This is a genomic window from Andreprevotia sp. IGB-42 (assembly GCF_009848685.1).
In the GTDB taxonomy this organism is placed as follows: domain Bacteria; phylum Pseudomonadota; class Gammaproteobacteria; order Burkholderiales; family Chitinibacteraceae; genus Andreprevotia.
Genome location: NZ_WXTX01000003.1, coordinates 226,851 through 248,358, shown reverse-complemented (window position 1 = coordinate 248,358; position 21,508 = coordinate 226,851). Strand labels below are relative to the sequence as shown.

The window sequence follows — 21,508 nt, the reverse complement described above, 5'->3', positions numbered from 1 at the left end:
CACCATGAACCGCATTCTTCCTACTCTTGCTGTCATCCTGGTGGTGCTGTTTGTATTGAGCCTGTCGTTCTTTACCGTCGACCAGCGCCAGTCCGCAGTGATCTTCCAGTTTTCTGAAGCCAAGCGCGTGATCAAGACGCCGGGTTTCAATTTCAAGGTGCCGCTGCTGCAGGAGGTACGTTATTTCGATAACCGTATCCAGACCATCGATGCGCAAAGCCCCGCCCGCATCCAGACCATCGAGAAGATGAACGTCAAGGCGGACAGCTTCATCAAATGGCAGATCATCGATGTGGAGCGCTACTACAAGGCGGTTGGCGTCAACGAGGCCAAGGCGATTGACCGCTTGCGCAACACCGTCAACAACATGCTGCGTGACGAGTTCGGCAAGCGCACCGTACAGGACGTGATCAGTGGCAAGCGCGATGAAGTGATGGCCAAGGTGCGTGCAGTGGCGGATGCCGATGCCGCGCGTATCGGCGTGAAGGTGATCGATGTACGCATCAAGCGCGTCGAACTCGAAGACAGCACGCTGACGTCCGTTTATGAGCGCATGCAGTCCGAGCGCAAGGCAGTGGCCAACCAGTTGCGCGCCGAAGGCAGTGCGGAGGCAGAAAAGATCAAGGCCGATGCCGACAGGCAGCGTGAAGTGATCCTGGCTGATGCATACAATACCGCCCAGCAGCTCAAGGGTGAGGGCGATGGCAAGGCTGCCGCGATCTATGCCGATGCCTATGGCCGCAACCCGGAGTTTTACGCGTTCTACAAGAGCCTGGATGCCTACAAGCAGAGCTTTTCCAAGAAAAGCGATGTGCTGGTGGTGGACCCGAGCTCTGACTTCTTCAAGTACATGAAGAACCCCAAGGGCAATGGCAAGTGACTGACAGCCTGATTCTGGCACTGGCCCTCGTGCTGGTGCTGGAAGGTATCCTGCCGTTTGCCGTGCCGGGTTTGTGGCGCCGTACCATGGGCCGCCTGGCCATGATGAGCAACAAGCAGGTGCGCATTGTCGGCTTCGTCTCGATGATGGTTGGCTTGCTGATCGCGCTTATCTTGCTTTAATCCGTTAAAATGATGACTTCCGCCCGTCCGGCCTTGGCCGGCGGGCTTTTGGTTTGAATAGAAAGAAAAAATGCGAAACTGGATCCTGCCCGAGAACATTGCCGACGTGCTGCCGCGCGAAGCGCGCCAGACTGAAACGCTGCGCCGCAGCCTGCTCGATCTGTTTGGCCGTTACGGCTACGAGCTGGTGATGCCGCCGTTGATCGAATACGTCGAATCACTGTTCGTGCTGGATGACCCGGCGCTGAATCTCAAGACCTTCAAACTGGTGGATGAATTATCCGGCCGCCAGATGGGGGTGCGCGCCGATATCACGCCGCAAGTGGCGCGTATCGATGCGCACATCCTCAACCGGCAGGGCGTGGCGCGGTTATGCTATGCCGATTCGGTGGTGCACAGCCGGCCGGACGGTATCCTGTCCAGCCGTGAGCCGCGCCAGATCGGCGCGGAAATCTACGGCCATGTCGGCATTGCCGCCGACGTGGAAGTGATCGAACTGCTGGTGGAAAGCCTGCAACTTGCCGGACTGGCGCAGATCTCGCTGGATATCGGCCATATCGGCCTGTTCCACGCGCTGGCCAATGCCGCCGGGCTGAAGGGTGATGCACGTGATGCGGTATTCGACGCGCTGCAGCAGAAAGACCTGCCCACATTGCGTGAAACCACCGCCGGCATTGACGCAGTGATCGTGGCCGGCCTGCTGGCATTGCCGACACTGTATGGCGGTGCAGGCGTGATCGAGCGCGCGCGCAGCGTGCTGCCGCTGCAGATTGCCGGTGTGAGCGAGGCATTGACCGCCTTGCAGGCACTCGCCGATGCATTGACTGCGCGCGGTATCGGCTACCGTTTTGACCTGGCTGAAGTGAAAAGCAGCGATTACCATACCGGCCTGGTGTTTGCCGCGTATACCGCCGGCTTTGCCAACGCGATTGCCCGCGGTGGCCGCTATGACAGCGTGGGTGAAAAGTTTGGCCGCTCGCGCCCGGCCACCGGTTTCAGCCTGGACCTGCGTGCGCTCACGCACTTGCCATTCCCCGCTGCGCCACCCGCCATCCTGGCGCCGGCCGGCGATGAACCGAGTTTGATTGCTGCCATCCGCGCGCTGCGCGCTGCCGGCGAGACCGTACTGGTGGATCTGGATGTACGCCTGGATGAGTCGCCATGCGATCGCGTGCTGCAACTGATCGGCACGCAATGGCAAGTGGTGGCGCTGAGCTGATTTTTTCCGTCCGGCCCGTGCTTTTGACGTGGGCCGGCCAAGCGCGTAGGCTGCCGCCGCGGCTGCGCGCCCGGGCTAAACGCCCAGTACTAATTTGATTTGTTTTTCGATTGAGGTTTTACATGAGCAGAAACGTGGTCGTGATCGGCACCCAATGGGGTGACGAGGGCAAGGGCAAGATCGTCGACTGGTTGACCGATCAGGCCCAGGGCGTGGTGCGCTTTCAGGGCGGCCACAACGCCGGCCACACGCTGGTGGTGGGTGGCAAGAAGACGGTGTTGCGTCTGATCCCTTCCGGCATCCTGCACGCAGGCAAGGCCTGCTTCATCGGCAACGGCGTGGTGATCTCGCCCGAGGCGCTGCTGAAGGAAATCGACGAACTGGACGCTGCCGGCATCGACGTCGCCAGTCGCCTGATCATTTCCGAAGCCTGCCCGCTGATCCTGCCGTACCACATTGCTATCGACCAGGCGCGCGAAGCCGCCAAGGGCGACAAGAAGATCGGTACTACCGGTCGCGGCATCGGCCCGGCCTACGAAGACAAGATCGCGCGCCGCTCGATCCGTCTGCAGGACATCTATCATCCAGAGCGTTTTGCCGCCAAGCTGCTGGAAAACCTCGATTGGTACAACTTTGCGCTGAAGCATTACTTCAAGGCAGACACCATCGACTTCCAGAAAGTGTACGACGCCACGCTGGCCTATGCAGAACGCATCAAGCCGATGGTGGGCGACGTATCGCGCACGCTGTATGAAATGAACAAGGCCGGCCAGCCGTTGCTGTTCGAAGGCGCGCAAGGCACCTTGCTCGATATCGACCATGGTACCTATCCGTTCGTGACCTCCAGCAACTGTGTGGCCGGTGCGGCCGCACCGGGTGCCGGCGTGGCACCGCAGATGCTGCAATACGTGCTGGGCATCGTGAAGGCCTATACCACCCGCGTAGGTTCCGGTCCGTTCCCGACCGAGCTGTTCGATGATGTGGGCGCGGGCCTCGCCAAGCGCGGCAACGAGTTCGGCTCGGTGACTGGTCGTCCGCGTCGTTGCGGCTGGTTCGATGCGGCTGCACTCAAGCGTTCGATCCAGATCAATGGTGTATCCGGCCTGTGCGTGACCAAGCTCGACGTGATGGACGGCATTGAAACCATCAACCTGTGCACCGGCTACCAGCTCGATGGCAAGCTGGTGGACATCCTGCCGATCGGCGCTGAAGAAATCGCCCGCTGCGAACCGGTTTACGAAGAAATGCCGGGCTGGAGCGAGTCGACTTTCGGCGTGAAGCGCTGGGAAGACCTGCCGGCCAATGCACGTGCTTATCTGGAGCGCATCGCAGAAATCTGCGAAGCCCCGGTGGACATCATTTCCACCGGCCCGGATCGTGAAGAAACCATCGTGCTGCGCCATCCATATCACGGCTGATATGCCGCCAGATGAAAAACCCGCAGCGATGCGGGTTTTTTTGCCGTTTGTCGGTGCATGCAGGCTGCATGCGGATTGAGAGTCGTTCGCACTTGGCAGGGTGGCAAGTTTTCTGGATAATGAGAACGCTTATCAATGAGTGGGCTCTCCATGTACGTATGTGTTTGCAATGGCGTAACTGACCGTGACATCCGCAAGGCGGTAAATGGTGGCGTGCGCACGTTCAAACAGCTGCAACAAGCCACCGAAGTGGCAAGCTGCTGCGGCAAGTGCGCCAGTTGCGCGCGCGACGTGATGGATGAAGCGCTCGACAAGCAACGCCAGCCGGCGTGGCAGATTGCGCTGGTGCCTGCCTGAGTGCAAGGTACGCCCGCATAACGAAAACGGGGCTTGTGCCCCGTTTCTGTTTGCCGTGTTGAATGGTGGTAGCAGTAACCCGCGCGGGCTCAGTCTGCCGCTTTGAGCTGCAGATAGTTGGGCAGGCCGATGGCGTTGATGAGTCCCAGTTGCTGTTCCAGCCAGTGCGCATGATCCTGCTCGGTATCGTCCAATAGTTGCAGCAGGATGTTGCGGGTGACGTAATCCTGCACCGATTCAGCCAGTGCCATGGTCTTTTTCAGCAGCGCAGCCACTTCGTATTCGGTGTCCAGATCGTTCTTGAGCATGCCCGGCACATCGCTACCCAGGCGTAGTGCGGTGCGCGCTGCCACATTGGGCAGGCCCCCCAGAAACAGGATGCGTTCGATCAGGCGCGTGGCATGGCCGATTTCATCGCCCCGTTCGTGATCGATGCGCTCGAACAGCTTGTGATAGCCCCAATTGTGATACATCTGGCTATGCACGAAATACTGGTCGATGGAGGTGAGTTCGGCGGCCAGCAACAGATTGAGCGCGTCGATGATCAGTGTATTGCCTTTCATGCGTGCACTCCTTATTCGCCGGTCTGTGATTGCAGGTAATTGGGCAGGCCCATCGATACCTGCAGCTCTGCCTGGGTTTCCAGCCAGTCGAGGTATTCTTCGCCTTCTTCCAGCAGATCTTCCAGCAGATCACGCGATACGTAATCCTGCAGGGTTTCACACAAGGCAATCGCTTCGCGCAGCACCGGCAGGTGCAGATTGACGAGTTTGACGTCACAATCGAGCATCTCGCTCACCTGCTCGCCGATGAAGAGCTTGCCCAACTGCTGCAGATTGGGTAACCCTTCCAGGAACAGGATGCGTTCGATCAACTTGTCTGCGCGCTTCATCGCATCGATCGATTCGTGGTATGCGCGGTCGTTCAGGCGCTTGTAGCCCCAGTTCTTGAACATGCGCGCATGCAGGAAATACTGGTTGATTGCGGTCAATTCATTGCCGAGTACGCCGTTAAGCGCTTTGAGCACTTTCTTGTCGCCTTGCATGATGCATGCTCCGCTTATTTCGAATAAGCAATATTTTATCGGGTTTATGGGGTGATTTGAATTGATTTGATTAAATAAACCTAATTGACTATGAATTTGATATTCATTCGCAATTAATTGAAATAACCATTCTCATTTATTGAAGTAAGAAAATCGTCACGCGCTGCGGTAGTTGCGCTGCTGCTGACGTGATAGCCTCCTGCACGTCTAGACCTTTGGAGTACCCGATGACTTCCGCAAGCCCTGCCCAGATTGCACTGGCCCAGCAATTGGCCGATGCCAGTGCCGCCGTGATCCGTGGCTATTACCGCAGCCCGCTGTCGATAGACGACAAGCTTGATGCCAGCCCGGTCACCCAGGCAGATCGTGAAGCAGAGCGGGTGATGCGCAACCTGATTGCCGCCAGCCGACCAACGGACGGCATCATCGGCGAAGAGTACGGTGAAGAAAACGCCGATGCCGATTGGGTATGGGTGCTGGACCCGGTGGATGGCACCAAGTCGTTCACCGTAGGGCGGCCGTTGTTCGTCACGCTGATCGGCCTGCTGTACAAGGGCGTGCCGGTGCTCGGCGTGATCAACCAGCCGATTACCGAAGACCGCTGGATGGGTGGCGTAGGCGTGCCGGCAACGCTCAATGGCCAGCCGCTGCACAGCAGCGAGATTGGCGAGATTGCCGCCGCACGTATCGGTACCACCGGCCCGGAATACCTGGATGTGGCCAAGCCGGTATTCGATGCGCTGGTCAAGGCGTGCCGTTATCCGATTTACGGTGGCGATGGTTATCTGTATGCACAGGTAGCCAGTGGCTGGCTGGAACTGGTGATCGAGGAAGGGCTCAAGCTGCACGATTTTGCGGCGCTGGCACCAGTAGTGCAGGCTGCAGGTGGGGTGATGAGCGATTGGCAGGGCAAGCCACTGGTGCTGGGGAGCGAGGGCAGGGTGGTTGCATCCGCCAATCCGGCAATACATGCACAAGTGCTGCCGCAACTGGCAGCACTGCCGGTATAATCACGTTATCGATTGATTATCTGGCGCCAGCACCATGTTCAAGAATACGTCTTATGTCTCCGAGTACACCCAGTTCATGGAGCAATTCCTGAAAGACCAGCCCGAGGTGGCCAAGGGCCAGCTGGAAGGCCGCGCGCTGCTGTGGGACAAGGCGCCCATCAATCTGGACGAACGCTCACGCGAGGGCGCATCCAGCGTCGCGCAGAAGCCTTATCCTTACCAAGCCGACTGATAGCCAGTCAGCAAAAGAAAACCGGGCGTATGCCCGGTTTTTTGTTTTGTAGATTGCGGGTTAGTGAAAACGGCTGATCGAGCGCTGCACATCGTCTGCCAGCCGTTTGAGCTGGATGGACAGGTCGCTGGTGCTGGCCGCTGCTGCATGGTTTTCCTCGCTGGCCTGCGCGATGCGCTCCACGTTGCGGGCAATATCCTGGCTGGCCTGGCTTTGTTCCTGCATGGCGGTGGCCATATGCGTGATGTTGCCCACCGTTTGCTGTGCAAGCGTATCGATCTCCCCCAGTGCGCGGGCAACGCTTTGCGTGCTGGTTACGCCGCTTTCCATCATGCGGCTGGCCTGGTTCATGCCCGCGGCCGCCCGGCCGGTGTCCTGCTGTACCGCGCTGATCTTGCTGGTGATCTCTGCGGTGGCCTGCGTGGTGCGCTCGGCCAGTTTGCGTACTTCATCCGCTACCACGGCAAAACCGCGGCCCAGATCGCCGGCGCGGGCCGCCTCGATGGCGGCGTTCAGCGCCAGCAGATTGGTCTGGTCGGCAATGTCCTTGATCACCATGGCAATGCTGCCGATCTCGTCCGAACGCAGGTTGAGCTGGGTGATCACATCTGCGGACTGGCTGATCGAGGTGGCCACCTGGCGGATTTCCGAGGAGGTTTGATCTGCAATCGCCACGCCTTCGGTGGCGGTGCTGGAGGTGCGGCGGGCTTCGTTTTCCAGCCCCTGCGCATTGTCCGAAATCATGTTGACGCTGACCGTCATCTCCTCGATGGCAGCGGCGGTGGCACTGGCGGCTTCGGATTGGGTCTGTGATGCTTCGGTCACCTGGCTGGCGGCTTGCGCCAGCGTATCCGCTGCGCGGGTGAGTTCGACGGCGCTCTGGTTGGCCTCGCTGATCACCTGCCCCATATTGCCCAGCAAGTTGTTCACCGCTGTGGAGGTGGCGCTGATTTCGTCACGGCCGCTTACCGGCATGCGCAGATTGAGCTGGCCGGTGCGGGCAATTTCTTCCACCATGGTCTGCATCGCGGACAGCGGGCGGCGCACCCCGTTGATGATCACCCACGCAAACACCACAGCTACGCTGATGGCGAACAGCAGCAGTATCGCCGTCAAGGTGGCAGCCTTGCCGCCGATACGTGCCACGGTGGCATCCAGTGCTTCCACGCGCTGGATGGAACGCTCGGCCAGCTTGCCCAGCGCTTCTTCCATATTGCGGACCGGATCCTTGTATTTGCCGAACGCCTGGTTGATTTCCGGCGCGCCGGCAAATTGCCCGGCTTTGACTGCTGCCAATACCGTGGCATAGCCATCACCATAGATTTTCAGGTTTTCGTTCAGTTGCTTGAGGTCTGCCGCATCGCCGTCGGCTTGCAGTGCATTGGCCTTTTCCAGCGCTTTGCCGGCCCCCTCGTAGGACTTTTGCCACTTTTCCTCGTATTCCTTTACCTTTTCGGCATGCTGGAAATTGAGGAAGCTGTCTTTCTCGTAACGGCGCATGTTGCCGACGTTGTAGCGGGTATCGACCAGCGCCGCGTGATAGGCGAGATCCTGCTTCAGGAGCTTTTCCACCTCGCCCTGCAGCTGGCTGATGCCCATGTAGCCCACCAGGCCGATGGCGATCATCAGCACGATCAGCAGGCCGAAGCCCGCAGCAATACGCGCTGCAACGGTCATGTTTTTGAGCATTTCAGCCTCCATTCAGACGGCCCGGCTGTGGCACCGAAGCGGTGCCGTGCAACCAATTAAACTTGAAGCGAAAGTGATGCCAGCCTAACCAAGCGACAGCAATCTACGGTGCCCGCTTACTATGGCATCAAAAGGACGACACAGTCATGTTGACGTCCTGGAGGAAACACTTGCCAAAAATATCGTCATCTTTCAACCGCCTAGCGCCATGATCGCAGTCATCAATAATGTGCCTATGACCGCCATTGCGACACCCCACAGCAGTGGACGTCCACCGGAGTAGCGCGCCAATACCCACCCGGCAATAAAAAGGATGCCCAGTGCGACCAAATTGGAAACACGCAGCGCAATTGCAACTTGATCCAGCAGCATGAATGGTATGACGACCGGAAATGTTGCAAGTACAACCAGCAGAAAAACGCCCGATGCACCTTTTAAATCGTTCCAGCTCAAGCGACGTTGTTCGACCTGAGCAGATCGGGATAGCAGGCTGAGTCGCAGCATTCCAAGGATTTCAGCGTTTGCGGCAACCGATAAGCGCGCCGGAAGTGCTTCTGCAATGAGGGCCTGTCCCGTTTTTGCATCGGTTTTGCCAAGCCGCGCAAGCAATGTCTGGCTACGGGTTCGTTCAACCACGGCGCGGATGAGATACATGACGGCATCTGCCAAGCCCCAGGCCAGATTGCATCCGAGTGCTGCGAGCTGCATTGTGTGCACCGCCTCTTGTCCGGCGGTGGCAACACTGAGAGATCCGATAAATGTCATTGCCATGAGCAGGCCGAAGATCACTTCCGTCGCCCGATCCACCGGATCAAGTACGCGTGCAGGTGATTCGGGGCTCAATTCGTCGGCTTGCATCAAGTCGTTCCCTCAAAAATCTTAGAATAGCCATAGCCAGGTAATACGGTTCTGTCCGACCAGCGGAACAGTCACGATTAACCATCGTCTTGGCCTGTATGCCGTAGCGCAGTGCATGATGCTTTTCATTACCTGGCGCCCGCAGCACCTGGTATCTGGGCCGTTCAAGGATGACAAGGCCGTTTTTGAAGAACCGCCAGGATCAGCGTCGCCTGGCTTCAGCTTCCGATTCTTCGTCTTGGAATCAATGCCCCGGGTGCACGCTTGCCCGATGGGGCACTGGCCGCGTTCAGCTATAATTTATGGCAGAGGCACAACCCTCGCGAGAGGCATGTACTGATGCTAGACCATATTTTGTAAGGAATAAGCAAATGCGTATCGGAACCCCGCTGAGCAGCAGCGCAACGCGCGTGATGCTGCTGGGCAGCGGCGAATTGGGCAAGGAAGTGGTCATTGCACTGCAGCGCCTGGGCGTTGAAGTGATCGCCGTGGACCGTTACGCCAACGCGCCGGGCATGCAGGTGGCGCACCGCAGCCACGTGATCAACATGGCGGATGCTGCCGCATTGCGGGCGCTGGTGGAGGCCGAGCGCCCGCACCTGATCGTGCCGGAGATCGAGGCGATTGCCACCGAGGAACTGTTGCGCATCGAGGCCGATGGCCTGGCAGAAGTGATCCCGACCGCGCGCGCCGCCAACCTGACGATGAACCGCGAAGGCATACGCCGGCTCGCCGCGGAAACGCTGGGCCTGCCCACCTCGCCATACCGTTTTGCCGATAGCCTGGATGAGCTGCAAGCGGCAATCGACGAAATCGGCTACCCATGCCTGGTGAAGCCGGTGATGTCGTCGTCCGGCAAGGGCCAGTCCACATTGCGCACCGGTGCCGATGTGGCGGCAGCATGGGAATACGCGGCCAGCGGTAGCCGCGTCAACCAAGGCCGCGTGATCGTGGAAGGCTTCATCGATTTTGATTATGAAATCACCTTGCTGACCGTGCGTGCACAGGGCAAATCAGGTGAAGTGGAAACGCATTTCTGCGAGCCGGTTGGTCATATCCAGGTCAAGGGTGATTATGTGGAAAGCTGGCAGCCGCAACTGATGCATGCAGCCGCGCTGCAGAAAGCCCGCGACATCGCCAGGGCGGTGACGGATAATCTGGGCGGCCGCGGTCTGTATGGCGTCGAGCTGTTCGTCAAGGGTGAGCAGGTATGGTTTTCCGAAGTCAGCCCGCGCCCGCACGATACCGGGCTGGTAACGTTGATGAGCCAGCGCTTTTCCGAGTTCGAACTGCATGCGCGTGCCATCCTCAAGCTGCCGGTGGATACGCAGATGCGCGAGCCTGCCGCCAGTGCGGTGATCTATGGCGATATGGACGAAGCCGGTATCGCATTCGACGGCGTTGCTGCCGCGCTGGCGGTGCCGCGTGCCGATGTGAAGCTGTTCGGCAAGCCTGAGGCATTCATGCGTCGCCGTATGGGCGTGGCGCTGGCCGCCGGGCCGGATGTGGGCATTGCACGCGAGCGCGCCAAGCACGCGGCCAATCTGGTCAAACCGGTGAAGAGTCAGCAAGATGAGTGAAGTACAGGAAATGACGCCTTACCACCTGCTGGGTGGCGAAGCGGTATTGCGCCAGCTGGTGGACCGTTTCTACGACATCATGGCTACCGATCCGGTGGCTGCGGATATCCATGCAATGCACGCGGCCGATACTACGGAAATCCGCCAGAAGTTCTTCGAGTTCCTGTCCGGTTGGATGGGTGGGCCGCAGCTGTTCGTCGAGAAATATGGCCACCCGCGCCTGCGCATGCGGCATATGCCGTTTGCCATCGGCGAGACCGAACGTGATCAATGGCTGTACTGCATGTTCAAGGCCATGGACGACGTGCCGATGGATGGCGCGCTGTATGAACATCTGCAGGAATCGTTTTACCGCACTGCAGATTTCATGCGGAATCAGGGTTAGCAGCGCTGGCTCCCGGTGCGATTGCGGGACAACACTGCGATCCCTCTGCACCGGGCATCTGGCGGCCCTCAATCCACCTTGCAATCATCCTTGTATCCGGGCAACGGTTGCGCTGCGGGCAGGCAGGCCAGCCTTTGCGCGTCTTTCAGCGCGGCGGGCAGGTTGCTGCGGTCCAGGACCCGCCATTGCATCTGCTCGCCAAAGTAGCGCGCCCAGGCAAACTCGACGAAGTACGCGCGTTCGGCCTTGTTGTAGTAGTGCGCGCCCTGCGCGTAACCGGCCAGCGCGCGGTACGGATCGTCTTTCAGACTGGCGAGGTTGCGGGGCAACTGCGTGGGCGGCAACGGCGCACCGTGCTGGTCGTACAGCCATGCCCAGTGGCGCGCCTGCATCTGCGGCCAGAAGTTGCTGGCGTCATCGAGCTTGCCGATGACCTTGACGGTGGCTTGCGGCACCTTCAAGCGCCATAGCGCCGAGCTCAGGTGGTGGCGGTCAGTGAGGTAGAAGCCGCCATCCGGGCCGATCACCACCGGGATTTCCTTCTTGCGCATCAGCTTGATGTATTGCTTGCGGCTTTGTCCCGCATACGCTTTGACTTCGTCCTCCACCTGCATCAGGCCGATGGCGGGTTGCGTGGGATGCAGCGCATTGAAATCGATTTCGCAATAGCTGCCTACCGGTGTGTTGCTGGCGCAGGGTGCGGCCAGCAGCGGGGCACTGGCCAGCAGGCAGAGCAATACGGGCAGATACTTCATGCGGTGTCCTTTCCGGTTGCGGATTGCTGATCAGGCGCCGCCGGCGTAACCGAGCTGGCGCCAGCCTTCGAACACGGTGATTGCTACCGCGTTGGAGAGGTTGAGGCTGCGCTGCCCGGCACGCATCGGCAGGCGGATGCGGTGTGCAGCATCGAACTGCAGCAGCACCTCGTCCGGCAGGCCGCGCGTTTCCTGGCCGAAGATGAGCACGTCGCCCGCTTTGAACTGTAGCGTATCGAAACGGCTGCTGCCCTTGGTGGTCATCGCAAACATGCGCCGCCCGGGCAAGGCCGCCTGCAGCGCCTGCCAGTTGTCGTGCACGTGCACGGCGGCATATTCGTGGTAATCCAGCCCGGCGCGCTTGAGCTTGCTGTCTTCCAGTGCGAAGCCCAGCGGCTTGACCAGATGCAGCGTACAGCCGGTATTGGCGGCAAGGCGGATCACGTTGCCGGTATTGGGGGGGATTTCAGGTTGGAACAGGACGATATCGAACATGGAATACGCTGAAGATGGAGTCGGTCGGTTTTGAAAAAGCATTTGCCAGCATTTTGGAGAGCTCGCTAAAGTGCAGATGCACCGCACCAAGGAGCGCACCATGGAACTGGCTCCCGCTGAAATGCTGATTGCCGCCGCACAGATGGCGATGCGCGATCATCTTACCCCGAGCCAGACCATGGCCGTGATTTTGCGTGCGCTGGATCATGATCTGCAGGCACCCGATGGCAAGGCATTCAATCCTGTACGCACACCGGGGATTGGCGAGGCAATCTATGCCGCAATGTTCGGTTATCCGCTGGCGATTGTTGTCGATGCATCGCCGCAGCGGGGCTGGCGCTGACATCCGAACTGCCGCCGCATGGCTACAACAGCACCTTTCAGCAGATTTTTATCGATGCGATGGTGCACGTGGGCGAAGTTCGCCGGCAGCGGGTGGTGACGACGCTCTGAATGTCACTCGCCCGGAGTCCGGGCAGGCTGCTAGAATCGGCGGCTGGTTTTGCCACGGACAAGTGCATGAATACCGCCACACTGCTGATCAGCTGCCCGGACCAAAAAGGGCTCTCGGCCGCGATCGCCAATTTTCTCTACACGTACAACGCCAACATCGTTCACTCGGATCAGCACCAGGACATCAGCGAAAACCTGTTCCTGATGCGCGTGGAGTGGGATCTGACCGATTTCACGCTGGATATGGCCGCGTTTACCCCGGCATTCCAGCCCATTGCCGATCGTTTCGACATGCAATGGCAGGTGGCACTATCGGCACAGCGACCGAAAATGGCGATTTTCGTGTCGAAGTACGATCACTGCCTGGTCGACCTGCTGCACCGCCACCAGAGTGGCGAGCTGCATTGCGATATCCCGCTGATCATTTCCAACCACGAAGATTGCCGGGCACTGGCCAATTTCTACGGCATTCCCTATCACGTGGTGGAAGTGAACAAGGACAACAAGGCCGAGGCCGAGGCACGGCAGCGTGCGTTGCTGGTGGAACATGACGTCAGCCTGATCGTGCTGGCGCGCTACATGCAGGTGCTCAGCCACGAATTCACCGGCGCGTATCCGCAGCAGGTGATCAATATCCACCACAGCTTCCTGCCGGCCTTCGACGGGGCCAAGCCTTATCACCGCGCGTTTGCGCGTGGCGTGAAGCTGATTGGCGCCACCAGCCACTACGTGACCGAAGTACTGGATGACGGCCCGATCATCGAGCAGGACGTGATCCGCATCTCGCACCGCGATGATGTGGAAGAGCTGGTGCTCAAGGGCCGTGACCTGGAGCGCATCGTGCTGTCGCGCGCGGTGAAGTGGCACCTGGAGCACCGTGTGCTGGTGTATTCGAACAAGACGGTGATCTTTGCTTAAGCGCCGCGCAGCATGACCGCTTTCCGTTATCGCGCCGTCGATGCCGCAGGGGCCAACCAGCGTGGCACGCTGGAGGCCGATTCACTGCGCCAGGCACGCCAGCAATTGCGCGAGCAGGGGCTGTGGGTCAGCGAGCTGATCGAGCTCAATGCCACCAGTGGCCAGCGCGGCCCCAAGCTCAGTACCGCGCAGCTGGCGATGCTCACCCGGCAGTTCGCCACCTTGCTCGATGCCGGCCTCAATATCGAGCAGGCACTGGTGGTGCTGGGCGAGCAAAGCGAGAACGACAAGGAAAAACGCCTGGTGGCGGCGCTGCGCAGTGAAATCCTTGCCGGGGTATCGCTGTCGAGCGCGCTGTCACGCCATCCGGCTGCCTTCCCGGAGCTGTACCGCACCATCGTGGCGGCGGGAGAGGAATCGGGCAAGGCATCCGCGGTGATGGAGCGGCTGGCCGATTACCTGGAGGCCCGCGCCGCGCTGGGCGCCAAGGTGATGCTGGCGTTCATCTATCCCATCGTGGTGATGGTGGTGTCCGCGCTGGTCATCGTGGGCCTGCTTACCTGGGTGGTGCCGCAGATGGTGACGGTATTCCAGAGCGCCAAGCAGACGCTGCCTTTCCTCACGCGCGCGCTGCTGTGGATCAGCGGCTTTGTGCGGGACTGGGGCGCCATCGTGCTGGTGGTGCTGGTGCTGGCGGGCTTCGGTGCGTGGCGCGCATTGAAAGACCCGGCAGTGAAACGCCGTTTTCATGCGTGGAAGTTAAGATTGCCGCTTTTTGGCCGCTTCGAGCTGGCTGGCAATACCGCACGGCTGGCATCCACGCTGGCCATCCTGGTGGGCAGTGGCGTGCCGTTGCTGACCGCATTGCAGGCTGCGGGTGGCGTGCTGTCCAACCTGCCGCTGCGCGATGCGGTGATGGAAGCCAGCAAGCAGGTGCGCGAGGGCTCGGTACTGTCGCGTGCGCTGGGGCAGTCCAAACTTTTCCCGCCGGTGCTGATCCATCTGATCGGCAGCGGCGAAGCCACCGGCCGGCTGGAGCACATGCTGGACAAGGCAGCATCGCAGCAATCGCAGGAGCTGGAAAACCGCGTGGCCACCTTCACCAGTTTGCTCGGCCCGCTGATGGTGCTGCTGATGGGCGGTGTGGTATTGCTGATCGTGCTGGCTATCCTGTTGCCGGTGTTCGAAATGAATCAATTGGTCAAATAGCTGACGGCTGCATGCCATGCCCGCACGGGCGGATGTGGCCGTTGCAAGTAGACAAGGAAAACAACGATGAAAAAGCTGCAACGCGGGTTTACGCTGATCGAAATCCTGGTGGTGATCACCATTCTGGCCATTCTGGGCGCGCTGATCGTGCCCAAGATCATGGACAGGCCCAATGATGCGCGCGTGACTGCGGCCAAGCAGGATATCGGTTCGGTGATGCAGGCGCTCAAGCTCTACAAACTCGACAACGGTCGTTACCCCACAACGGAGCAGGGCCTGAAAGCGCTGGTGGTCAAGCCAGGCAATCCGCCAGTACCCGGCAACTGGAAAACCGGTGGCTACCTGGAAAAGCTGCCCAAGGATCCGTGGGGCAATGATTACCTGTTCCTGAACCCGGGCCTGAAAGGCGAAATCGACGTGATGAGCTACGGTGCGGATGGCCAGCAGGGTGGCGAGGGCTACGATGCTGACCTCGGCTCGTGGATGCTTTGATTTCCTGATATGCGCGATGCAGGCTTCACCCTGATTGAAATCCTCGTCACGCTGGCGGTCATCGCCATCGTGATGGGCATTGCCGTGGTGCAATTGGGTGAGTCTGACGGCCGGGTAGCCGGTCGCGAAGCCGAGCGGCTGTCGTTGCTGCTCGATGCTGCGCGGGACGAAGCCATCAATGGTGGCCGACCGCTGGCGTGGAGCACCGATGGCCATGGCTACCAGTTCTGGTTGCAGGATGATCAGAACAACTGGCAGGTGTTGAGTACGCAGGAAGAGTTCCGCCAGCGCAGCCTGCCGGAAGGGCTGCAGATTACCCGGCAAAGCACCAATCTGCGTCAGCAGCCGATTGGCGAGCGCATCGTGTTTGAACCATCGGGCGTGAATGCGCTGTTCCAGCTGGATATGGCGCTGGGCGAACAGCACTGGCGGGTGGACGGCGATGTCACCGGTCAGGTGCATGCCACGCAGGTCGAAGCGGATGCGGGCAAATGAAACCCGGGCCGCGCGGTTTTACGTTGATCGAGGTGCTGATTGCGCTGGCGGTGCTGGCGATTGCGCTGGCGGCCGCCATCAAGGCCACCAGCGGTAGCGTGACTACGGCGGAAAGCTACCGCATGCATACGTTGGCGGGGTGGGTGGCGCAAAATCGGCTGAACGAAATGACGGCACGCGGTGACTTCCCTGAAATCGGCCGCCAGGAAGGCTCGGCAGAACAGGCGGGGCATGCATTTACCTGGCGGGTGGAAACCAGCGCGTCGCCCAACCTGAGTTTCCGCCGGCTGGAAATCACCGTGTATGACGGTAATAACAGCCAGTATGCGCTGGCCACGCTTGTGAGCTACCTTGCCAATGCGCCGCGCTGAGCAACGCGGCTTCACGCTGCTGGAAGTACTGGTGGCGCTGATCGTGTTCGCCATCCTCACGCTGGTGGCGTACCAGGGTTTGTCGCGCATTGCCGATACCAAGCTGCGGCTGGATGAAGAAGCACGCCAATGGCGCGAACTCTCGCTGGTGCTCGACCGCTTTGAAGAGGACGTCAGCCAGGTGGCAAACCGGCCATGGCGCGATACCGGCGGCACATTGCAGCCACCTGTGCGTGGCGGTGCGGAGATGGCCAATGCCGGCCAGCCGGGGCTGGCGCTGATACGCAGTGCGCGGGACCGCGATCCCTTCCATGTGGCGTACCGGCTGAAAGACGGCAAACTGGAAATGCTGCTGTGGGATAGTCTGGATCTGGCACCCCGTGCGATACCCCAGGTATTCACGCTGATGCCTGACGTCGACAGCTTCACCGTATGGTTTCTGGATGCAGATAATGTATGGCAGGCCAACTGGCCCAACAAACAGCCGGGTACCACCACGGTGAGCATGACGCCACCGCGCGGCATCCGCGTGCAACTGGCCCGCAAGGGTGGGCAGCAGATCGAAAGAGTGTACGCACTGCCATGACGCAACGATCCGGTACGCGCACGCGCGCCAGCAGGCACCGGCAGGCCGGGATTGCCATCATCACTGCGGTGCTGACCGCTGCGCTGGTGGCGGCGCTGGTAGCCTGGATGGCATGGCGCCAGCAGCTGTGGTTCCGGCAGATTGAAAACCAGTTCGACCAGGCGCAGGCGCGCGGTGTGGCGCGCGCCGCCATCCAGATGGCGCGGCTGACCATGCGTGACGATGCGCGGCATAATCAGGTGGATAACCTGCTGGAACCATGGAATATCCCCATCCCCTCCATACCGGTGGAAAAAGGCCGTGTCGGCGGACGGGTGCTGGAGCAGCAGGGCCGTTTCAACCTCAACAACATCGCTCCCATCGGTACGGTTGATCCGGTGGCCGTGGCTGCCGCAGAGCGGCTGTTCAAATCGGTGGGGGTGCCTGTGGAGCTCGTCAACGCGCTGGCAGACTGGGAAGATGGCGATAGCGAAACCCGCTACCCCGGTGGAGCGGAAGATCTGGAATACCTGAACCAGACACCGCCTTATCGGGCAGCCAACCGGCCGCTTGCCGATATCGAAAGCTTGGCAAGGGTACAGGGCTTTACGCGCGAGCTGATCGCGAAACTGGCGCCCCATGTGGCGGTATTGCCGCAGGCATCACCGGTGAACGTGAATTTTGCCAGTGCTGAAGTCCTGGCCGCTGTCATTCCCGACCTGACGCTGGCCGAGGCGCAGGCGGTGGTTTCGAAACGCGCCGGCAAGTATTTTGAAACGCTGCAGGATTTTTCCGATGCCTTGCCGGAGCGGGTGCGAGCCAATGTGGTTGCCGGCTCGCTGAGCATACAGAGCCGCTACTTCATCAACGAAGTGGATGCCCAGTTCGGCCGGGTGACCGTGCGCTATGCGGCGCTGCTGGAGCGCAACGGTAACGATGCACCACGCATCGTCTGGCTTAAACGCCGTTAGCTCACCGCTGGCCGGGCTGCTCGGTCATTGGTTGTGTAGCGCACGAACCCGTGCTGCAGCGGCAGGGAGTCGCTGCAGCATCTGGCCGGGCGGGCAAGCGATTGTCGGCAGCATTCAGCGAATTGCCACAATCGCGTGCTACAATCGCCGGTTACCGATTAACCAAAGCATCGACACCCTCATGACGCGCGCGCTCCGCAACATTGCTATCATCGCCCACGTTGACCACGGCAAAACAACGCTGGTTGACCAACTTCTCCGCCAGTCCGGCACTTTCCGCGAAAACCAGCAGGTTGACGAGCGCGTGATGGACTCCAACGATCTTGAAAAAGAACGTGGCATCACGATTCTGGCCAAGAACACCGCCATCGATTACGAAGGCACCCATATCAACATCGTCGACACCCCGGGTCACGCCGACTTCGGTGGTGAAGTCGAACGCGTGCTGGGCATGGTAGACGGCGTGCTGCTGCTGGTCGATGCCGTTGAAGGCCCGATGCCGCAAACGCGCTTCGTGACCAAGAAAGCACTGGCACTGGGCCTCAAGCCCATCGTCGTGATCAACAAGGTTGACCGTCCGGGCGCACGTCCTGACTGGGTGCTGGACCAGACGTTCGACCTGTTCGACAAGCTGGGTGCAACCGACGAACAACTCGATTTCCCCATCATCTACGCATCGGGCCTGAACGGCTTTGCCAAGCTCGAGCTGGAAGAAGAGTCGGACAATATGCGTCCGCTGTTCGAAACCGTGCTGAAGCACGTTCCGTCCCCTCCGGGTGATGCTGATGCGCCGTTGCAGCTGCAACTGGCCGCGCTGGATTACTCTACCTACACCGGTCGTCTGGGCGTAGGCAAGGTGGTGAACGGCCGCATCAAGCCGGGCCAGCAGGTTGTGGTGATGAACCATGACGAACAGGTGGCCAGCGGCCGCATCAACCAGGTGCTGGGTTTCCAGGGCCTGGACCGCGTGCCGGTTGAAGGCGCCGAAGCGGGCGACATCATCATCATCTCCGGCCTCGACGATATCGGTATCGGTGTCACCATCTGTGACAAGGAAAACCCGGTTGGCCTGCCGGTGCTGGGTGTGGATGAACCGACGCTGAACATGGACTTCATGGTCAATACCTCGCCGCTGGCTGGTACCGAAGGCAAGTTTGTGACCTCGCGCCAGATCCGCGATCGCCTGACCAAGGAGCTGCTGACCAACGTTGCGCTGCGCGTTGAAGACACCGGCGATGCCGATATCTTTCGCGTATCCGGCCGTGGTGAACTGCACCTGACGATCCTGCTGGAAAGCATGCGTCGTGAGGGTTTCGAAATGGCCGTGGCCAAGCCGCGTGTCGTTTACAAGGAAATCAACGGCCAGAAGTGCGAGCCGTATGAAAACCTGACCATCGACCTGGAAGATGAACACCAGGGCGGCATCATGGAAGAAATCGGTCGCCGCCGTGGCGAGCTGACCAATATGGAATCCGACGGCCAGGGCCGTACCCGCCTCGAATACCATATCCCGGCACGTGGCCTGATCGGCTTCCAGTCGGACTTCATGACCATGACCCGTGGTACCGGCCTGATGAGCCACGTGTTCGACGACTATGCACCGGTGAAGCCGGATATGCCCGGCCGTCACAACGGCGTGCTGATCTCGCAGGATAACGGCGAAGCCGTGGCCTACGCACTGTGGAAGCTGGAAGATCGCGGCCGCATGTTCGTAAGCCCGGGCGACAAGCTGTATGAAGGCATGATCATCGGTATCCACAGCCGCGACAACGATCTGGTTGTGAACCCGATCAAGGGCAAGCAGCTGACCAACGTGCGTGCATCCGGTACCGACGAAGCGGTGCGCCTGACGACGCCGATCAAGCTGTCGCTGGAATCGGCGGTGGAGTTCATCGATGATGATGAACTGGTGGAAATCACCCCGGTGTCGATCCGTATCCGCAAGCGTCACCTGCAGGAACACGAGCGTCGCCGTGCATCCAAGTCCGAAGGCTGATCGCCGCGGATCTGGAAAGCAGCAAAAGAAAACGGGGCCTTGTGCCCCGTTTTTGTTATGTTATCGGGCAACTTTTCCGGAGCCGGGCATGAAGCAGACAGAAGACGAGAAAATCCGTGTCGACAAATGGCTATGGGCGGCGCGTTTCTACAAGACCCGCTCGATGGCGACCGATGCAGTCGAAGCAGGGCATGTCCACCTCAATGGCGAGCGCCCCAAGCCGGCTCGCGCGCTGAAGATCGGCGACAAGCTGCGCATCTATGCCGCGCATGGCGAGTTTGAAATGACCGTGCGCCAGCTCGCCGACAAACGTGGCTCGGCCGCGATTGCGGTGACGTTGTACGAAGAATCGCCCGAGAGCATTGCCAAGCGTGAGCAAAGCCGTGAAATGCAGGCAACGGCACCGCATTTCGATCATCCGGACGTCAGGGGCAGGCCGACCAAGAAGTGGCGGCGCGAGCTGCACAGCTTCGAGCGCAAGCAAGGGCGCGAATAATCAGAAGCCAATCCTGATATTTGTCCATATGTTGCATATATTGTTAATTAAGCAGTCGGCAGACAGCCGGCTGCTGGGGTTTTACCGATTAGTCGGTAAACTGTAAGCACCTTTCTTACACTGCGAAAACGCATTCCTCATGCTGGATATTGCCGCCCGCCCGATCCTCATTCTCTGCGCCGACGCTGATACAGGCCAGGTGCTGGCGGACGGCCTCACGTCCTTCGGATTCGATTGTCAGGCATTCCAGCGCCCGGCCGCCTTGCTGGTGGCGCTAGCCGAAGCGAAGCCGCTGGCAGTGCTGCTTGATGATGCCGGCCTCGAAAGCGGTCTTGCCTTGCAGGAGCTGGTGCAGCGTCTTGCCCGCATTGGCGATTGGCCGTTGGTGTTGCTGTCCAGTTCGCAAACCATCGTCAGCCAGATCCAGCTGTTGCGGGCCGGCGTGAGTGATTTCATTGCCAAGCCCTGCGATGCCGGCAAGCTGGCAGACCGGCTGGATGCGCTGCTGGAAAACAATGAGCCGGTGCCGTTCCGCGTGCTGGTGGTCGATGATTCGATTGCATCGGGCCATTGGGCGCAGAAGATGCTCGAAGAAAACGGCATGCAGGCCAAGCATATCCAGGATCCGCTGGAAATCTTCCTGTGGCTGCAGCGCTACAAGCCCGACCTGGTGTTGATGGACATTTACATGCCCAGCTATACCGGCGATGAAATCGCCCGCATTGTGCGCCAGCACCCGCAATACGACGGCTTGCCCATCGTATTCCTTTCCACCGAAACGCGGCTGGGGCACCAGCTCTCGGCACGGCGCATGGGGGGGGAGGATTTCATCGTCAAGAACAGCGATACGCAGCAACTGATTTCCACTGTCAGCATCGTTGCAGACCGCTATCGCAAGCTGCGCCGCGCGCTCACGCGCGACAGCCTGACCGGTTTGCTCAGCCATACCCACTTTACCAACCGCTTGCAGTCCGAGCTGTTCCTGGCCACGCAAAGCAACCGCCCGCTGGCGCTGGCGATGATCGATATCGATCACTTCAAGCATGTGAACGATAACCACGGCCACCTGACCGGCGATGCGGTGATCAAGAGCCTGGCGCGCCTGCTGCGCCACGCTGCCGCTGAGCCTGATCTGGTGGGCCGCTATGGCGGCGAGGAATTCTGCGTGATCCTGCCCGATGCCAGCGTGCTGCGTGCCGCACAAAAGGTGGACGAATGGCGCGAACGTTTCTCTGCCATCAGCCATATCGCACCGGAGGCGCGGTTCTGCTCCAGCTTCAGCGCCGGCGTGGCGGTATTCGAGCCGGGCATGAGCGTGCGCGACCTGATCGATGTGGCTGACCAGGGGCTGTATCGTGCCAAGGCGGCCGGCCGCAACCAGGTGGGGCTGGCCAGGATGCCGGGGGCCTGATCGACCTGCGGTAAACCGGTGTGATC

Annotated in this window: 26 protein-coding genes; 20 read left to right on the top strand and 6 right to left on the bottom strand. The window is 60.1% G+C overall.

Annotated features, from left to right (window positions below; all coding sequences use genetic code 11):
• The first annotated feature begins 4 nt into the window (after positions 1–4).
• The 5 genes from hflC to IGB42_RS06095 all read left to right on the top strand — a co-directional run bounded on the left by hflC (position 5) and on the right by IGB42_RS06095 (position 4,056).
• Positions 5–880: a protease modulator HflC gene (gene hflC / locus IGB42_RS06115; protein ID WP_159668489.1), complete on the top strand. Its 876-nt coding sequence runs from the start codon at positions 5–7 to the stop codon at positions 878–880.
• Positions 877–1,062: a DUF2065 domain-containing protein gene (locus tag IGB42_RS06110; protein WP_159668486.1), complete on the top strand. Its 186-nt coding sequence runs from the start codon at positions 877–879 to the stop codon at positions 1,060–1,062. The genes hflC and IGB42_RS06110 overlap by 4 nt, the downstream gene beginning before the upstream one ends.
• A 70-nt stretch (positions 1,063–1,132) precedes the next feature.
• Positions 1,133–2,281 carry an ATP phosphoribosyltransferase regulatory subunit gene (locus tag IGB42_RS06105; RefSeq protein WP_159668483.1) on the top strand — a complete coding sequence of 383 codons (1,149 nt, stop codon included), beginning with the start codon at positions 1,133–1,135 and terminating at the stop codon, positions 2,279–2,281.
• 122 nt (positions 2,282–2,403) lie between these two features.
• Positions 2,404–3,699: an adenylosuccinate synthase gene (locus IGB42_RS06100; protein ID WP_159668480.1), complete on the top strand. Its 1,296-nt coding sequence runs from the start codon at positions 2,404–2,406 to the stop codon at positions 3,697–3,699.
• Between the two features lie 150 nt (positions 3,700–3,849).
• Entirely contained in the window at positions 3,850–4,056 is a 207-nt protein-coding gene (locus IGB42_RS06095) for a bacterioferritin-associated ferredoxin (protein WP_159668477.1), read from the top strand.
• An 89-nt stretch (positions 4,057–4,145) separates the two neighbouring features.
• On the opposite strand, the gene bfr (IGB42_RS06090) is transcribed toward IGB42_RS06095, so the two are convergent.
• Positions 4,146–4,619, bottom strand: a complete 474-nt coding sequence (gene bfr, locus IGB42_RS06090; protein WP_159668474.1) for a bacterioferritin — start codon at positions 4,617–4,619, stop codon at positions 4,146–4,148.
• An 11-nt stretch (positions 4,620–4,630) separates the two neighbouring features.
• Positions 4,631–5,101: a bacterioferritin gene (gene bfr / locus IGB42_RS06085; RefSeq protein WP_159668471.1), complete on the bottom strand. Its 471-nt coding sequence runs from the start codon at positions 5,099–5,101 to the stop codon at positions 4,631–4,633.
• Between the two features lie 227 nt (positions 5,102–5,328).
• On the opposite strand from bfr (IGB42_RS06085), the gene IGB42_RS06080 reads away from it, so the two are divergent.
• Positions 5,329–6,111, top strand: a complete 783-nt coding sequence (locus IGB42_RS06080; protein WP_159668468.1) for an inositol monophosphatase family protein — start codon at positions 5,329–5,331, stop codon at positions 6,109–6,111.
• A gap of 34 nt (positions 6,112–6,145) precedes the next feature.
• Positions 6,146–6,343 (top strand): DUF3460 family protein, encoded by a 198-nt coding sequence (locus IGB42_RS06075; protein WP_159668465.1) that lies wholly within the window; start codon positions 6,146–6,148, stop codon positions 6,341–6,343.
• 60 nt (positions 6,344–6,403) lie between these two features.
• On the opposite strand, the gene IGB42_RS06070 is transcribed toward IGB42_RS06075, so the two are convergent.
• Together IGB42_RS06070 and IGB42_RS06065 are read right to left on the bottom strand one after the other, a co-directional pair.
• Complete coding sequence (locus IGB42_RS06070) at positions 6,404–8,032, bottom strand: methyl-accepting chemotaxis protein (protein WP_159668463.1); 1,629 nt, start codon at positions 8,030–8,032, stop codon at positions 6,404–6,406.
• Positions 8,033–8,224: 192 nt separating this feature from the next.
• Positions 8,225–8,890, bottom strand: coding sequence for a VIT1/CCC1 transporter family protein (locus IGB42_RS06065; RefSeq protein WP_159668460.1), 666 nt, complete (start codon positions 8,888–8,890; stop codon positions 8,225–8,227).
• A gap of 371 nt (positions 8,891–9,261) precedes the next feature.
• Here IGB42_RS06065 and purT point away from each other — a divergent pair, with 371 nt between their 5' ends.
• Both purT and IGB42_RS06055 read left to right on the top strand, forming a co-directional pair.
• Entirely contained in the window at positions 9,262–10,470 is a 1,209-nt protein-coding gene (gene purT, locus IGB42_RS06060; RefSeq protein ID WP_159668457.1) for a formate-dependent phosphoribosylglycinamide formyltransferase, read from the top strand.
• Positions 10,463–10,855, top strand: a complete 393-nt coding sequence (locus IGB42_RS06055) for a group II truncated hemoglobin (protein ID WP_159668455.1) — start codon at positions 10,463–10,465, stop codon at positions 10,853–10,855. Before purT ends, IGB42_RS06055 begins: the two co-directional genes overlap by 8 nt.
• A gap of 68 nt (positions 10,856–10,923) precedes the next feature.
• On the opposite strand, the gene IGB42_RS06050 is transcribed toward IGB42_RS06055, so the two are convergent.
• Both IGB42_RS06050 and IGB42_RS06045 read right to left on the bottom strand, forming a co-directional pair.
• On the bottom strand, positions 10,924–11,610 hold the full coding sequence (locus IGB42_RS06050; RefSeq protein WP_159668452.1) for a ParB-like protein: 687 nt from the start codon (positions 11,608–11,610) through the stop codon (positions 10,924–10,926).
• A 30-nt stretch (positions 11,611–11,640) separates the two neighbouring features.
• The gene (locus IGB42_RS06045) at positions 11,641–12,105 is read right to left on the bottom strand and encodes a tRNA (cytidine(34)-2'-O)-methyltransferase (RefSeq protein WP_159668449.1); all 465 of its coding nucleotides are present in this window, start codon (positions 12,103–12,105) and stop codon (positions 11,641–11,643) included.
• A gap of 100 nt (positions 12,106–12,205) precedes the next feature.
• Here IGB42_RS06045 and IGB42_RS06040 point away from each other — a divergent pair, with 100 nt between their 5' ends.
• The 11 genes from IGB42_RS06040 (at position 12,206) to IGB42_RS05990 (ending at position 21,482) form a co-directional block, all read left to right on the top strand.
• Positions 12,206–12,448 (top strand): hypothetical protein, encoded by a 243-nt coding sequence (locus IGB42_RS06040; RefSeq protein ID WP_159668446.1) that lies wholly within the window; start codon positions 12,206–12,208, stop codon positions 12,446–12,448.
• A 176-nt stretch (positions 12,449–12,624) separates the two neighbouring features.
• Positions 12,625–13,476, top strand: a complete 852-nt coding sequence (gene purU / locus IGB42_RS06035; RefSeq protein ID WP_159668443.1) for a formyltetrahydrofolate deformylase — start codon at positions 12,625–12,627, stop codon at positions 13,474–13,476.
• 12 nt (positions 13,477–13,488) lie between these two features.
• Positions 13,489–14,685: a type II secretion system inner membrane protein GspF gene (gene gspF / locus IGB42_RS06030; RefSeq protein WP_159668440.1), complete on the top strand. Its 1,197-nt coding sequence runs from the start codon at positions 13,489–13,491 to the stop codon at positions 14,683–14,685.
• Between the two features lie 66 nt (positions 14,686–14,751).
• Positions 14,752–15,177, top strand: a complete 426-nt coding sequence (gspG, locus tag IGB42_RS06025) for a type II secretion system major pseudopilin GspG (protein WP_159668437.1) — start codon at positions 14,752–14,754, stop codon at positions 15,175–15,177.
• 9 nt (positions 15,178–15,186) lie between these two features.
• Positions 15,187–15,672 carry a GspH/FimT family pseudopilin gene (locus IGB42_RS06020; RefSeq protein ID WP_159669080.1) on the top strand — a complete coding sequence of 162 codons (486 nt, stop codon included), beginning with the start codon at positions 15,187–15,189 and terminating at the stop codon, positions 15,670–15,672.
• Positions 15,669–16,043 (top strand): type II secretion system minor pseudopilin GspI, encoded by a 375-nt coding sequence (gspI, locus tag IGB42_RS06015; RefSeq protein WP_159668433.1) that lies wholly within the window; start codon positions 15,669–15,671, stop codon positions 16,041–16,043. Before IGB42_RS06020 ends, gspI begins: the two co-directional genes overlap by 4 nt.
• On the top strand, positions 16,030–16,629 hold the full coding sequence (gene gspJ, locus IGB42_RS06010) for a type II secretion system minor pseudopilin GspJ (RefSeq protein WP_159668428.1): 600 nt from the start codon (positions 16,030–16,032) through the stop codon (positions 16,627–16,629). Before gspI ends, gspJ begins: the two co-directional genes overlap by 14 nt.
• Entirely contained in the window at positions 16,626–17,579 is a 954-nt protein-coding gene (gspK, locus tag IGB42_RS06005; RefSeq protein WP_159668423.1) for a type II secretion system minor pseudopilin GspK, read from the top strand. The genes gspJ and gspK overlap by 4 nt, the downstream gene beginning before the upstream one ends.
• 181 nt (positions 17,580–17,760) lie before the next feature.
• Positions 17,761–19,575 (top strand): translational GTPase TypA, encoded by a 1,815-nt coding sequence (gene typA, locus IGB42_RS06000; protein WP_159668418.1) that lies wholly within the window; start codon positions 17,761–17,763, stop codon positions 19,573–19,575.
• 88 nt (positions 19,576–19,663) lie between these two features.
• Complete coding sequence (locus IGB42_RS05995) at positions 19,664–20,071, top strand: RNA-binding S4 domain-containing protein (RefSeq protein ID WP_159668413.1); 408 nt, start codon at positions 19,664–19,666, stop codon at positions 20,069–20,071.
• Between the two features lie 139 nt (positions 20,072–20,210).
• A complete protein-coding gene (locus IGB42_RS05990; RefSeq protein ID WP_159668408.1) occupies positions 20,211–21,482 on the top strand; it encodes a diguanylate cyclase in 1,272 nt (423 codons plus the stop codon).
• The last annotated feature ends 26 nt before the right edge of the window (positions 21,483–21,508 follow it).